Annotated in this window: 12 protein-coding genes; all 12 read right to left on the bottom strand. The window is 37.1% G+C overall.

Features of this window, described 5'->3' with window-relative positions; all coding sequences use genetic code 11:
* Positions 1-58 precede the first annotated feature (58 nt).
* The gene (locus DSM00_RS15695; protein ID WP_128756173.1) at positions 59-781 is read right to left on the bottom strand and encodes an FKBP-type peptidyl-prolyl cis-trans isomerase; all 723 of its coding nucleotides are present in this window, start codon (positions 779-781) and stop codon (positions 59-61) included.
* 90 nt (positions 782-871) lie between these two features.
* Positions 872-2,236, bottom strand: coding sequence for an acyl-CoA dehydrogenase family protein (locus DSM00_RS01065; RefSeq protein ID WP_128756172.1), 1,365 nt, complete (start codon positions 2,234-2,236; stop codon positions 872-874).
* Between the two features lie 98 nt (positions 2,237-2,334).
* Complete coding sequence (locus tag DSM00_RS01060) at positions 2,335-3,465, bottom strand: peptidoglycan DD-metalloendopeptidase family protein (RefSeq protein WP_128756171.1); 1,131 nt, start codon at positions 3,463-3,465, stop codon at positions 2,335-2,337.
* A 50-nt stretch (positions 3,466-3,515) separates the two neighbouring features.
* Positions 3,516-4,592, bottom strand: coding sequence for a PA0069 family radical SAM protein (locus DSM00_RS01055; protein WP_128756170.1), 1,077 nt, complete (start codon positions 4,590-4,592; stop codon positions 3,516-3,518).
* Positions 4,593-4,700: 108 nt separating this feature from the next.
* On the bottom strand, positions 4,701-5,444 hold the full coding sequence (locus DSM00_RS01050) for a restriction endonuclease (RefSeq protein WP_128756169.1): 744 nt from the start codon (positions 5,442-5,444) through the stop codon (positions 4,701-4,703).
* 675 nt (positions 5,445-6,119) lie between these two features.
* A complete protein-coding gene (locus tag DSM00_RS01045) occupies positions 6,120-6,902 on the bottom strand; it encodes an enoyl-CoA hydratase/isomerase family protein (RefSeq protein WP_128756168.1) in 783 nt (260 codons plus the stop codon).
* A 19-nt stretch (positions 6,903-6,921) separates the two neighbouring features.
* Positions 6,922-8,385: a sensor histidine kinase gene (locus tag DSM00_RS01040; protein ID WP_128756167.1), complete on the bottom strand. Its 1,464-nt coding sequence runs from the start codon at positions 8,383-8,385 to the stop codon at positions 6,922-6,924.
* A 28-nt stretch (positions 8,386-8,413) separates the two neighbouring features.
* Positions 8,414-8,962: a CopD family protein gene (locus tag DSM00_RS01035; protein WP_128756166.1), complete on the bottom strand. Its 549-nt coding sequence runs from the start codon at positions 8,960-8,962 to the stop codon at positions 8,414-8,416.
* Positions 8,963-9,072: 110 nt separating this feature from the next.
* Positions 9,073-9,762 (bottom strand): hypothetical protein, encoded by a 690-nt coding sequence (locus tag DSM00_RS01030; protein WP_128756165.1) that lies wholly within the window; start codon positions 9,760-9,762, stop codon positions 9,073-9,075.
* 110 nt (positions 9,763-9,872) lie between these two features.
* Positions 9,873-12,971: a WD40/YVTN/BNR-like repeat-containing protein gene (locus DSM00_RS01025; protein ID WP_128756164.1), complete on the bottom strand. Its 3,099-nt coding sequence runs from the start codon at positions 12,969-12,971 to the stop codon at positions 9,873-9,875.
* Between the two features lie 64 nt (positions 12,972-13,035).
* The gene (locus DSM00_RS01020) at positions 13,036-14,373 is read right to left on the bottom strand and encodes an MATE family efflux transporter (protein WP_206633775.1); all 1,338 of its coding nucleotides are present in this window, start codon (positions 14,371-14,373) and stop codon (positions 13,036-13,038) included.
* Between the two features lie 48 nt (positions 14,374-14,421).
* The gene (hemH, locus tag DSM00_RS01015; protein WP_128756162.1) at positions 14,422-15,462 is read right to left on the bottom strand and encodes a ferrochelatase; all 1,041 of its coding nucleotides are present in this window, start codon (positions 15,460-15,462) and stop codon (positions 14,422-14,424) included.
* Between the last annotated feature and the right edge of the window lie 36 nt (positions 15,463-15,498).

The following is a 15,498-nucleotide window of genomic DNA, read 5'->3' as shown; positions in this document are numbered from 1 at the left end:
TATAAAAATAAAAAAGGCACTGTATTTACAGTGCCTTTCAAAATTATGCTTTTCTTTTTTATTCTTTTACTATTTCAAGTAACTCAACATCAAAGATAAGTGGTTCACCAGGACCAATGTTTGGTTGTGATCCACGCTCTCCGTATGCTAATGAAGCAGGAATGTAAAGTTGGTACTTGGCACCTACTTTCATCAATTGTAAAGCTTCAGTCCATCCTGCGATCACCTGAGTAACGCCAAATGTTGCAGGCTGCCCACGCTCATAAGAACTGTCAAATACAGTACCGTCGATTAATTTACCTTCATAGTTAACACTTACTTGATCTTCTGCAGTAGGAACAGCTCCTGTACCTTCAGTCAAAACTTTGTACTGCAAACCACTCTCTGTAGTAACTACTCCTTCTTTTTTAGCATTTGCAGCTAAAAACTCATCTTCTTTCTTTTTATTTTCCGCAGCTTTAGTAGCCATCTCAGCATCTTGCTTCTTCTGCAATTCAGCTTGAAAACGCGTCATAAGACTTTGCATTTCAGCTTGAGAAAACTCAATACTGTCTGTAAAACCTTTACGTACTCCCTGCTCATAAACATCTAGATCAAAAAGCTCGCTTGCATCATCTCCAAGGGCTTGTTTAAATTGAGCTCCTGTGTTACCACCTATCATATACGATATCGAGTCCTTAAATGTTTTAAGCTCTAAGTCTCCCGAACTCTTTTTTGAGTCATCACAGTTAACCAGTGTTAATGCTACCGGCAAAGCAAGAAATAATCTATTTAATTTCATTTTTAGTTTTTTAAAAATACAGATGCAAATAACGTGATATTCTCACACCTATAAAAATCTTTACCCGTCATTCTTTATATCAAAGGTTTACTAACTTACAAAAGCACTAAAACCTGTAATAGCCCTTCCTACAATTAGTGAATTGATCTCTTTTGTACCTTCATAACTATAAATGGCCTCTGCATCTGCAACAAATCGGGCGACATCGTGTTCTAATAAAATTCCATTACCCCCCATAACCTCACGAGCTCTACTCACAACGTCCCGCGTACGCATCGAGCAAAATACTTTTGCCAGAGATGCATGTTCATCTTTAAGTTGACCTGCATCTTGCATCTCACTTAACCGAAAACACATCGTTTGCATAGCCGTAAGATTAGACACCATTTCTACAAGGTGATTTTGAATAAGCTGAAAGCTGGCAATAGGTCTGCCGAATTGCTCTCGTTTCTTTGTATAGGTTAAGGCTGCTTCATAAGCTCCACGCGCGCAACCCACCGCCTGCCACGCTACACCAGCACGCGTCATTTGAAGAACCTTTGCTGTGTCTTTAAAAGAATCTGCTTTTTGTAAACGGTCGCTCTCGGGAACGCGACAATTTGTAAGAGTTATCAATGCATTTTGTACCGTGCGTAATGCCATTTTATCTTCCATCTTCTCAGCTAGGAATCCAGGATTTTCTTTACGTACTATAAATCCCTTAACCCGATCTGTTTCTTCATCCCGTGCCCAAATAACGGTAATGTCTGAAAAAGTTGCATTTCCTATCCACTTTTTTTGGCCGTTTATAATCCACTCATCACCTTCCCGGCGACAGGTTGTTCCCATACCACCTGCAACTCCAGAGCCTACATCGGGCTCAGTTAAACCAAATGCACCTATTTTTTCAAATTTCTGCATTTTAGGAAGCCATTCCTGTTTCTGTTCTTCGCTACCACATAAATAGATAGAACCCATAGCAAGACCACTATGTACACCAAAAAAAGTTGAGATCGACACATCTACTCGAGCCAACTCCATTGCGAGAATTCCTTCCATAAGAAAAGATTGTCCCGGGCAGCCATAGCCCTTATAAGCAATACCAGCGAGACCTAACTTTGCAAATTTGGGGATAATGTGATGCGGAAATTCTGCTCTGTTCCAAAAATCATTTGCTATAGGCTTAACCTCCTCTTCCATAAAATTGCGCATTTTCATTTGCAACTCTCGTTCTTCGGGAGTTAATTTAAGTGCCATATTATAAAAATCCCCATCTACAGGCGGTAGCTTACGTTCTCCCTTTTTTGCTTGAGAACTAAGCATCTTCATCAAGCCTTTAAGCTGGCGATCATCTAAATTTCCTACCGCACTCATTACCTGCGATAAATCTACTTTCTCAGATAATTTTGCAAGTGCGTCAAGATCTACAGACTTTAGAAGACCTATTGTATTTTTTACTTTTCCGAATAACGACATCGTTTGAGCTTTTTAGTTTTCAGTCTAAAAGTAACTACGAAATCCGCTTTTATAGCCAAAAAACTGTTAATAAGAAGCTGTTTTGTCGAGTATGAAAATTATTTTACAAGACTTTCATGCAAGTAAGCTCGTTGCGAATTAAAGGTCTCAATATGCAACCAGCCATTTGATTTCCCTAATACCCGAATAGTATCATTTCTGGTGACTTCGCCTATTTTATTTGCCTTTGCCGATGCTGCGTTACGAAGATTAGCAACATTATTTCTTATACGATGGGTAAGCGTAGTATCTCCTACTTTGCTATTTTGATCAATAGGTGATTCTTCCTTTATAAATGGATAGGGATTTATGGCTCCTGAACCACTACTATAAATACCAAAATGTAAATGAGGCGCTGTGGTACGGGCATTACCGGTATTGCCTACTAATCCTAACGTATCACCTACCTCAACACGCTGCCCATTACGTGCAATTATACTGTCTAAATGCGCATAATAAAGCGAGTTGCCAAACATACGCTCCCGCAACCAAACCTGTTTACCGCCCAGTCCTCTATTGCCAGTTCTGCCCACAAAACCGGGTACACTTGCAACAACTGGAGTTCCCCGAGCTGCAAAAATATCTACACCTTCATGACTTCGCTTTCCACCATCTCTGGTAGCTCCCCAAAAACTTTGTATCGCATTCGCGGAAGCTCCAGCAACCGGAAAATGGTATGCAGGTGTGCTGGTTAAACGAAATGCAAATGTTGATTTTGCTCCCAATTCGGGTTGTACGATAATCTTGAAAACACCCTCATTTTTAGTAGAAAAACGGATTTTTTTTTCTTGATGTGCAGCCTCTTCAATAAGTCGATAAGGGTGTAAACTATCTTGTGTTTTCTCATAAAGATTTAGGAAGACAAGCGGATTCAAAGAATCTGTTTCAACCATAAAGTTATAGACTCGGCCTTGTTCTAAACTTACTTCATAACTATATACCGGATAAATCTCCGGATTAAATTTACCCGTTTCTAAATAGGGCGAATTGATATTTAAACTGTCTGCCAAAGCAGATTTAAAGGCAGCATTCCACTTGATATACGGCACGGAGTCATTCTTAAAATTACGAGCGTAAATTTCACGTGCAGTAGGTTGCGTGATAAAATCTGTAGCTTTTGTTATTTTGTCACAAGACACCACAAAAAATACAGCGATAATACTGAAATATAGTACTAGTTTATTTTTCATTTTCTTTTATATAGCAAAATATAAAATGCAGAAATTGTGCCAGTTCTATATTAAAAGAGAGCTAATTGACCCGGTCTGTATTGTTCAAATAATTCGCAATTGAGAGCTGGTTTTTCTCTTCCGTTTAGGTATTTTTTTCGGCCAAGTTCCATTTGCGATTGTATTTGATTAGCAAATTCCCCGCTACCTTTCATTCTCCTGCCATATTGCGAATCGTTGAGGTTTCCGCCGTGACATGCCGCTATTTGATTAAGCACTTTGTCTGCCCGATCTGGCATTGCAGAGCGTATCCACTTTTCAAAAATACCGCCTATAGCCCCATTCAAACGCACCACTGTATACCCTACTGAACTTGCGCCGTGATCAGCTGCTGCTTTAATAAGAGGTAGAATCTCATGACTGTTTATTCCGGGAATAATTGGGGCTGTCATCACACGTACCGGCACGCCCAGATCTGTTAATTTTTGTACGGTTTCTAAACGTTTTTTAACACTTGCAGTACGTGGTTCTAAAAGTCGCCTTGTTTTTTCCTCGAGTGAAGTAATAGACATATTTACGTGAATTAAATTGTAAGAAGCTAGTTCTTTAATAATATCTAAATCCCGCTGAATCAAAGCATTCTTTGTAATTATCCCTACGGGATGTCTAAATTTTAAGAACGTCTTTAATAAATCACGTGTAATTTCATGTTGTCGTTCTGCGGGTTGATAACAATCTGTGTTACCAGATAAAACGATAGGAGTCGCCTTCCACGATTTTTTGGCAAAATGTTGTTCTAGCAAACGTACCGCATTACGTTTAACGAGAATGCGACTTTCAAAATCCAGACCTGCGCTATACCCCCAATATTCGTGCGAATTACGTGCATAACAATATACACAACCGTGCTCACAGCCTTGATACGGATTTAAAGAATAACCCATTCCCACGTCTGGGCTTTCTACTTTATTTACAATCGTCTTTGGGAATGTATCTATAAAAAGCGTTTTGAGGTTTTGAGGTTCGTCACCTTCCTGATTACAATGATTTAAAAAATCATCCCGCATCTCGTGGCTGTGTGCCGAAAATCGATTAGCAACATTCTGCTGCGCCCCTCTGCCTTTTAAGTATTCTCCCGGAATTAACATGAATAGGATTTATTACAAATATATGGGATATTTCCTATTTTAAATCAATATTGCTAAGAAGATTGGTTTGGTAGCTTTTGTAAAGCGCACCAACATTGTGCATAGTTTTTATTTGATCGGATTATATTTATCTCTAAAAATACTAAATTCAGATATTGCCTTATTTCCATATTCAATACAATTTTCTAAAAATTCTTTATAAGTTCTTGTTTCAAAAATTTTCAAAGGGGTTACATCATCATATTTTTTTCGGGTTAAAGGTAAGGTCGGTATTTCTTCTTTACTTTTAATTCTTGTGTAAGGTGTAAATATCATTACAACCCATCCAAAAGCATCATATTTCTCTTTTAATTTTAAGTAAGCTTCTTTATCCTTGTCATTCATTTTCTCAAACCATTCTGGAAGAAATATTTCAGTATATGTTAATAAATCATCTAAATCATTAGCTATTTTAGGTGAAAAATATTCAAAATACCAACTTTCAAAAAATGTAGCCTGAAAATCACTCCAAGTCAACAATTGTATATTAGTAAGCTTAGATGCTTTTTTTGCACCAGATTGATAATCACTTGTTGTGATAATATATCCAATATTACAACCTAAGTCAGCTACAACCGTTCTAAATCCGTGAATTACATTTTGTGGAATATTAGATTTCCAGTGTTTACATTCGCATATTATAGAGTATTTCCTTCCTTTAATTGTTTCTTCAGCATACACATCAATTTCAGCTTGTCCTCTTACTGTATCAAGAGTTTTTTCAATTTCGATTTCAAAACCACATTTCTCAAGTATATTACCTACTTCAATTTGTAAATCTTGCCAAGTGTCTGGAATTTTATCTGTTATCATTAATGTTCACTGTGATTTATATTAAGTAACGGTTTTGTGTATGGAAAGTTACGGTTTTGTTTAAGCACTAATTTAGCAATTTTTTATACACGTTTTTGTAAACAGTTTTTTATTCAGTTTGGTTTTTCCGATTCATAAATTCAGTCAGTTTTTGTTTAATCAGCTTTGATTCTTCATAGGTAACTCTTAATTTATCTAAAGGAAATGAAAATTTTTGATTTTGGTCAGTCACTTCGAGCGTGGTTTTATTTCCGTTATAATTCAGAGATTCAATTCCGATAAAATCCGTTCAATATAGATTTTGTTCCGAACGATTAGAATTATTCTATTTTCGGTCAGAATTAGAGAATCATTTTTTTTTCTTGTCAGGAAATATAACGCAGAAATAACAGAAACCATATTACTAAAAATAGATTCAAAAAAAGACTGCTCAGATTTCTTTTCCAAGAGTATAATTCCAGATTCAGTTTTCAGAATATTATTGATTTCTTTTTTCGTCATTTTGAGTTTTCCTCAATTGTCTACAACTCCTTATATCCAAACAAATATACTTGTTTACAGAAGTGAATTACGAGATATTAAATCATTTTTATGCTGATTTTCAGGGATTTTATATAAAAAGAAAAAACCGCTAAAAAGCGGTCTTTTTTAATTCTCTATTTAAGATTGCTTCTTTTATTTCCCGGGAAATTCTGCCTTTCTTTTTTCTAAAAATGCTGAAGTTCCTTCTTTAAAATCTTCGGTATCAAATGAAGCACCAAAACCTTCAATCTCTACATCGTAACCGTTAACACCTGCTTTAAAACCTGCGTTAACGGCTTTAATTGCCGTTGCTATCGCAACTCCAGAATTGTCAAGAATTTTTGCAGCTAATTTTTCTGCGTGAGACATTAACTCTTCTTGCATCGTTACGTGATTCACAAGTCCGTATTGTAATGCTTGATCTGCATTAATCATACTGGCAGTCATAATCATTTCAAAAGCGCGCCCTTTACCTACTAATTGTGGCAAACGTTGTGTACCTCCATAACCGGGAATAAGACCCAACGAAGTTTCTGGTAATCCCATTCTTGCATTATCGCTGGCAATACGTATATGAGCAGCCATTGCTAATTCTAGACCACCACCCAGTGCAAAGCCATTAATTGCAGCTATCACCGGTGTACTTAGGTTTTCTATAAAATCAAATAATATCTTTTGTCCTTTACGAGCTAATAATGCGCCTTCTTCTTCTTCAAAATCTGAAAACTCGCTAATATCTGCGCCGGCAACAAATGCTTTTTCTCCGCTTCCGGTTAAGATAATTACTCCAATATTAGGATCGCTGTCTGCTTCTGCAAAAGCATCGTGTAGTTCCTGAATGGTCTCTTTATTAAGTGCGTTGAGTTTTTTTGGTCTATTGATAGTTATGATAGCCAATTGATCATCAACTTCGTAAATGAGATTTTCAAAATTCATAATTCTGATTTTTTATTTTTTAGACAATTGCCTGCGGAAAGGACACTCTAAAAACGGTGCCTCGCTCTGCTTTAGAAGTAAAGGTAATGGTTCCGTTATAGGTTTCCACGATATTTTTAACCATCGCCAGTCCTAGTCCCATTCCACTTGATTTTGTGGTGAATTTAGGTTCAAATACTTTTTCCGCAAGATCTTCTGAAATACCGTGCCCGTTATCACACACTAAAATACAGACCAATCCATTCTCTCTTTTGACTTCGACTCGAATTTTAGGGTCTGGAGTATCTTCAGTAGCTTGAATCGCATTTTTAACCAAGTTTGTAATCACTCGTATTAATTGAGTGCGATCTAACTTTGCGGTAATTTCTTCTTCTTCGGCTCCAAATGTCAAATAAGGTTCCGTAAAAATATCGAGGGCAAGTTTAGTGACAAAAACCACATTCAACGTTTCATTTTGTTGAGCAGGCATTTTAGCGAAGTTAGAAAAAGCCTCTGCTATAGAACTCATCGTGTCTATCTGCTGAATCAAGGTTTTGCTGTACTCATCTAACTTTTTGTTAATATCCGGGTCTTCAGGATCAAATCTGCGTTGAAAACTTTGTACGGTTAAGCGCATAGGCGTCAACGGGTTTTTTATCTCGTGAGCCACTTGTTTAGCCATCTCCCGCCAGGCTGCCTCCCGTTCGCTTTGTGCAAGTTGTGCAGCAGAGTTTTCGAGTTCGTCTATCATCCCATTATAAGACTGCACCAGGTTGTTAATCTCTTCACTGGCATCGTCAATCTCGATTCGCTGGTTGCGTTTATCTAGACGCGTCTCGATCATTTTATCACCTATTGTTTTTAAGCTACGTGTAATGTAACGTGATAGAAAATAGGATAATGCCGTTGCAATAAGTAACATAAACAGGTAACCCTCTGCAAGTCGTCGTAAAAACTCATCTAATTCACGAGTTATAAAATCATCATCCTGAATATAAGGAAGATTCATAATAGCTAATGGCTTAAACTTATTGTCATTGATGTAAGTATAAGACGACGTATACTTCACACCATCAATCTCTAATTGTTCTACCCAGCGTTTTGTAGGGGAATTTGCCAGACCGTCTAGGATTTTAGGAACCAGAGTAGTTTCTAAAGTATCTGTTACAAAGCCATCTTTAGATTTTAAAAGTAAATGACCTTGTACGTCGTAAATATTAATAGGCAATTCATGAACATCTGCTATACGGTAGATATTTTGTTGCCACCTTAAAATATTAGGTAAATTGTTTGCCGTTATCTCATAAGAAGTTTGATCCAGAACGTAGTCGATTTCTGCCCTGATTTGATCTTCTTTGCGCAATAATCGATCTCTATGGTACTCTTTTGCTTCCTCTTTGTATTGTACAACACTAATAATCCCAATTAAAATTGAAGCCCCTAAGATGAGTAATACCATCCCAAAAAAGATACGTAGGCGTAAAGAAAGCTTGTTGAATTTCATGGGCTTTAAATTATCAAAAATCGAGCCGTCAGGCATTCGGGTTTTTTGCGCGAATACTTTTATACAGTTTAATACCTAGCATAAGTAAAATTGCAAGAGTAAGTAAGCCAGCTAATCCCCAAATCCAATTTGTGGCACTTTTTGTAATCACTAAAAATATTACGGCAAATAAAATAAGTGTTGGCCCCTCGTTCCAGATCCTCATAAACTTTGTAGTATACTTAAAATCCCCTTTTTGAAGTTGCTTAAAAATCTGATGATTTTTAAAATGATATATATAAAGTAAGAATACAAAACCTAGTTTTATTTGCATCCAGGGTGCGTTGAGTATCCCCGGATTTAAGTGTAGCATTGCAAAAGCAAATAAGCTCGCTAATATCATAGATGGCCAGGTAATAATCTTCCAAAGACGCTTTGTCATTAAGGCGAGTTGATCACCTAAAATCCTACGATCTGGTTCTTGTTTTTCTGATGCTTCAATCTGATACATAAATAATCTAGGCACATAGAAAAGTCCGGCAAACCAAGTTACTATAAAAATTAGATGCAACGATTTTAAGTAATTGTAGTATTCCATAAGGTAAAAATAAATCTAATTACTCGTTGCATAAAAGGTTTGTATCTGAATTAAAGTTACCGTTATTCCAATACCAGGATGTAAAGTAGACTACATAGCTTCCAGAAGAGTTAAGCATGTGATTTACCCTTGTTACTCATCTTATATGCTAATTTGTGATTCAGTTTTTCAATGTATTCTTTGTGAGCGAGTAAATCTGAAAATTCGGCTTCAAAGGTTTTTGTTTCATTAATATTTGGAAACGATAACTTATCTTTTGCTATGGAATTAGAAATAAGAATATTGAAGTAGTTGTACGCTAAAATGAATTTTTGAAAAAGGTCTGTTTTCACAATTTTGAACCCCATCTTTTCTGCTGTTCTGGTGTTTAATATATAGCTTGTACCTACCAATTTAATAGTGCTATCAACTTTATAGGTTTCCATTAATGCTAACAAACCTTCCAAATACTGCTGTATTATAAAATTTGTTCGCTGCTTGCCATTCATTGATTTTTCTATCACAAAATAGTAATCAAATAAGGTTCCACCATGAATTTTAAGAATCCCGCCTTTTGGTTTTTCTGTAATAAACAACGGGGAGTAATAAATTAATTTACCACTTCTTTTAAGAAATGGTACATCAAAAAATGGCGCTACCATCGACAGCGATATAACCAGTATTAAAAAACTTAATGAGTAAAGTTCTAAAAACACTAAGACTAGGATCAAAGTAAGTACAATTACAAACGTGCCTATGCCTATTTTAATTAAAATTTGATTCTGCTCTTTTTTGCTTTTAGTATAGAAACTATGTTTCACTTCTTAAATTCGTTTTCAATTAGTGTTACTATCTAATCATAAGTAAAGCACTATTATTTGTGTTAAACTGTACAGATCAGACTAACACAAATAATTAAGTGGTCTTCGAGTTAATCTTCTTGAACAAATAAATAATTTAATTGCATTGCATTAAAGGATTCATTGAAAGCAGACACCTCATCATTCACGAGCTTATCAAATTTGTTAAGTTCTGCCTCAATTTGTTGCGTGAGCATGTTTTTAACAGCCACATCCTGATCTGTAGGTGCAAAATCACCCATACTTACTAGTGAATTTAAATGCGCCAGTTTGTTTGTTAATTTAATGGGAAAATTTAACGGATCCTGACCACTTCGGTTTTTTGTTTGATAAAGTGCTTTTTCTATCTCTTCAAGATCTTCACGCAGCTTCCTGGACTTTTCCCGAAGATCTTTTGTCGCTGTGTTGTCTTTATATTGTTTTTCAAAAGCGCTTAATTGACTATTAATATTGCGTATTTTCTTAATACTTTGATGTGCGTGATCAACTGTTTTATTTACACGGGTAATAAAATTAAATTGCGCCTCCATATCTTCTTTTGAAGATTCGCTGCGTGGATCTGCAAGCACGCTATAGGACTGCGTGTAGTCTGTACCATTCACATTTAATTTTACCGTGTAAGTTCCCGGAATTTGTTTTGGACCTTCGGTACTTGCCCACCATAAAATCATTCCATCAAGACGCTCTGCTCCTTCATAAGTCATATCCCAATTAAATTGATTGGCTCCTTCTTTTATCTCCAGTTTATCCTTTTTAACCTTGCTATTATATGATTTGATCGTGTCGTTTTTAGCATCAAAATAGGTTAATGAAATACTATCTTTTTTTGCATCATACTCTGGCAAATAAAAATAGGTCATTACTCCACTTGGGTGATTTGTTCCAGAATCGTTAGAATTTTTACGACTTCCGCCGTCCATTCTATAGGTATCTTTAGGTTTAAATAATTTTACAGCACTTGTTTTTGAAGAACTATTTAACTGATGTAAAACACTCAAATCATCAATAATATAAAGGCTTCTACCTTGAGTTGCTACGATTAGATTATTGTCTTTTAATGCAAGATCTGTAATAGGAACAACCGGCAGATTTAATTGAAACGGCTTCCAATTATTTCCTGCATCAAAGGATATATACATTCCGGTTTCGGTTCCTGCATAGAGAAGACCTTCTTTTTTAGGATCTTCTCGTACTACTCGTGTAAAATGCTCTGACTGAATACCATTTGTGATCTTTTTCCAGGTTTTTCCGTAGTCTGTAGTTTTGTATAAATACGGAGCAAAATCTCCAGTCTTGTATTTTGTTCCTGCAATGTAGCAGGTTCCCTCATTAAAATAACTGGGTTCAATGCTATTAATCATCATCCATTCTGGCATTCCCTTAGGTGTAACATTTTGCCAGTTCTCACCGCCATCACGACTCACATGTACCAGACCATCGTCACTCCCGGTCCATAATAATCCTTCTTTTAACGGACTCTCATTAGCCGCAAAAATGGTACAGTAATATTCTACCGAAGTATTATCCTGTGTGATAGGACCTCCTGAAGATTTTTGTTTTGACTTATCATCTGTAGTTAAATCAGGACTTATTACTTCCCAGCTTTGCCCTTCATTTGTCGTTTTGTGTACATGATTGCTAAATGTGTATAGAACTTCGGGATTATGACGAGAGAACATAATAGGGAAATTCCACTGAAAGCGGTATTTCATATCCTCTGCTCCATGCCCCATCGGGTTGTCTGGCCATACAGATACCGAGCGTGTAGTATTGTTTTTATGATTTACTCGTGTTAAAAATCCGTCGTAGCTACCGCCATATACAATATCAGGGTTTCTAGGATCTACTGCAATGTGTGCAGATTCACCACCAGCTGTTTCATCCCAGTCATCTTCTCCTATAATGTTTCCATCTGTTCTATGCGGAATACGTATGGTAGAATTATCTTGTTGAGCAGCGTAAATATGATAAGGGAATTGATTATCTGTAGTAACCCTATAAAACTGTGCAGTAGGCTGATTATGATAAGTACTCCAGGTCTCTCCACCGTCATAAGTTACTTGCGCACCACCATCATCACCCATAATCATACGTGAAGGATCTTCGGGAGCAATCCATAAGTCGTGATGATCCCCATGAGGAGCATTGCTACTTTCAAATGATTTTCCTCCATCTGTACTTTTGTGATAGCTTACGTTAAGCACATAAACCACATCGGCGTCTTCTGTATCTGCATATACCTTTGTATAGTACCAGGCACGCTGTCTCAAATTACGATCATCATTTATCATAGTCCAGTTTTCACCACCATCTTCACTGCGGTACAAGCCCCCTTTTTCTTTATTTTCTACCATTGCAAAAACCCGTTCAGAATTTACAGGTGATACAGCAACTCCTATAATTCCTAAAGTATCTGTGGGAAAGCCTTCGTTCTTAGAAATTTCTTTCCAGGTAGAACCGCTATCAGTACTTTTCCAAAGGGCAGATCCCGCACCTCCACTGGTAAAATCATAAGGTGTGCGCCGTGAATGCCAAGTAGAAGCATAGAGAATACGTGGATTGCCCGGATCGAACGATAAATCTATGGCTCCAGAATCTTCATTTGAAAACAATATGCGCTCCCAGGATTTTCCGCCGTCTGTAGTTTTATAAACTCCACGCTCTTGAGTGGGCTTGTAAATATCACCTAAAACTGCTGCATAAACAATATCTGGATTAGTAGGATGAATACGTAATTTTGAAATATGCCTACTCAAAGGCAAACCAGCCTTTTCCCAGGTTTTACCCGCATCTGTCGTTTTCCACATACCATAGCCGGAAGAAACGTTTCCGCGAAGGGTATTTTCACCACCACCTACATAAATAATATTAGGATCGCTAGGTGCAACTTCTACAGCCCCGATACTTCCCCCAAAAAAACCATCAGAAATATTGTCCCAACTACGCCCTCCATTTTTTGTACGCCAAACTCCGCCGCCTGTCGCACCAAAATAAAACAGATTAGGTTTACCTGGAACACCCGTTACCGCTGCACTTCTTCCTCCTCTAAAAGGACCTATAAGACGATATTCTAAAGCGTCATAAAGAGATTCATCAACATCCTGTGCTTGAGTCGAAAATGAGAAAATAATGAGGGTTAAGAAGAATAATCTGAGTAGTTGTATTCGCATAATTGTATAAACTGAGTTAGTAATTAACTAAAATACACAATCGTAACGTTACTTAATACCTGCGCTATAATTTTGTTCGGGTTTCACGCCATAAAAAAAATGCAGTAACAAGGGTAGATAGAACATCTGCTATTGGGAAGGACAGCCAAACGCCTATTTCTCCTAAGTAACTTGGTATAATTAATACAAGCGGAATGAAAAAGAAACCTTGTCTCGTAAGTGTTAATAAAAAAGCGGGAGTTGCTTTACCTATTGCTTGATAATAAGCAGATCCTATAAGCTGAATTCCTATAATAGGAACGGCTGCAAAAACCCAACGCATGGCATTAGGTGTATCTTTTAATACGAGTTCGTCTTGAGTAAAAACCGACACAATAGCCTCCGGGAAAATCATTATCACTGTAAAAATGAGGAGTGCAACACCACAAGCATATAGTATAGCTAATTTGATACTTTCCCGCACTCGGGAATAATTGCCTGCTCCAAAATTATAACCTGCAATAGGAAGAAATCCCTGAGTAACTCCCAATACCGGAAATAACGCAAACATGAGCATTCTGCCTATTATTCCATAAACCGTAACAGACGATTCTCCTCCTAGATCAAACAAAATATTATTCATCAGAAGATAAGTGACACTTACAACAGCTTGTCTCGCTAAAGTAACAAAACCCAATGCAGACATTTCTTTTAAGATAGGCCAGTCAATACCAAGGTGGCTTATATCTATTTTTAATTCTGAATTATTACTCTTAAAATACCAGATGATATAGAAAAAACAGCATATGTATGAAACTGTTGTCGCCCAGGCGGCACCTTCCATTCCCATATCAAGAATATTGATAAGCAGGTAATCAAGAATTAAATTTCCTACTGAAGGTATTATCATTGCTATCATCGCAAACTTAGGTTTCCCCTCTGCTCTGATAACATTATTACCCATCATTGATAGGGCAAGTACCGGTACACCGTATAAAACAATACGATAATATACTTTTGCCGGTTCAAAAATAGCCCCCTTACCTCCAAACGCCGGAATCAACTCGTTAATAAACGCTAATCCCAACACCACCATACTTATCGTAAGTACCAAGGTGATTGTAATTTGATTACCAAAGGTTTTGAGCGCTTTACCAGAATCGTTTGCTCCTAATGCTCTTGAGATTATAGAAGCTCCTCCTATTCCTATTGCCATTCCCAAAGCAGCAATAAAAAAAGACACAGGCAGTACAACATTAATTGCCGCAATAGCGATACTACCTATCCAGTTACCTACAAAAATGGTATCTACCAGAATATTTAATGACATAACAAGTATGCCTATCGATGCGGGTAACGCTTGTTTTATAAGTAATTTACTTATAGGCTCTGTGCCCAGCGCTTCAGATCTGTTAACTTTCAATAATACAGGTATTTAAATAAAAATTCCCTCCAGATGGAGGGAATAAGATTATGCTATTGCTTTTGAAGATTCGACAATTGCCCAATCATTTATCCATGTAGCTACTACGTGAGCCCAATCATCCCGATCATTTAAACAAGGAATAGTTGTAAACTCTTTTCCGCCCATCTCGTGAAAAATCTCTTCACCTTCCATCGCGATTTCTTCGAGAGTTTCAAGACAATCACTTACAAAGGCCGGAGTTACGATGGCCATTTTCTTAATGCCTTCTTTTCCAAAACGCTCTATAGTTCGGTCTGTGTAAGGCTGTAACCACGGGTCAAAACCTAAACGAGACTGAAAGGATGTGAAATACGTTCCTTCTTTAAGATTCAATTTTTCTGCCACCTGCCGAGTTGTTTCATAACATTGATGACGGTAACAAAATTGATGCGCCGCCGAAGCTGTTTTACAACATGTGCCGTCTATTTTACAATGACTCTTTGTGACATCGCTCTTGCGTATGTGACGTTCTGGTACACCGTGGTAACTAAAGACTAATTTCTCAAAATCGAGATCTTTAATTTTCTCTTCTATACTACGCGACAGCACTTCTATATATTCTGGCTTGTTATAAAATGCCGGAATATCTGAAAAACGCATATGCGGAAAGTGTGCAGCACGTATCTCTTCGGCCAGAACTAAAATAGTTTCGGTAGTAGCCATTGCAAATTGGGGATACAAAGGAAAAATAAGTACCTCATCAACTCCCATATCATTGAGTTTTTGAAGGCCTTGAATCATAGATGGCGAACCATAACGCATAGCTAAAACTATAGGAACATCTACTTTTTCAGACACTTTTTCCTGTAACATTTCGCTTAAAACGATGAGAGGAGATCCTTTTTCCCACCAGATTTTTGAATAGGCTTCTGCAGATTTTTTAGGGCGGGTGTTTAATATTATCCCTTTCACTAGAAGGGTACGTGCCCATAATGGAAAGTCGATAACGCGCTCGTCCATCAAGAACTCTCCAAGGTATTTTTTTACATCTTCAGGGTCTGTACTATCTGGGGAGCCCAGATTAACCATAAGTACTCCTTTTTTCATTTTCTTTTTTTTGATTCACAAAATTACAACTTATCC

The organism is Leeuwenhoekiella aequorea (genome assembly GCF_004104375.1).
Lineage (GTDB): Bacteria > Bacteroidota > Bacteroidia > Flavobacteriales > Flavobacteriaceae > Leeuwenhoekiella > Leeuwenhoekiella aequorea.
This window is presented reverse-complemented; position numbering and strand designations above follow the sequence as displayed.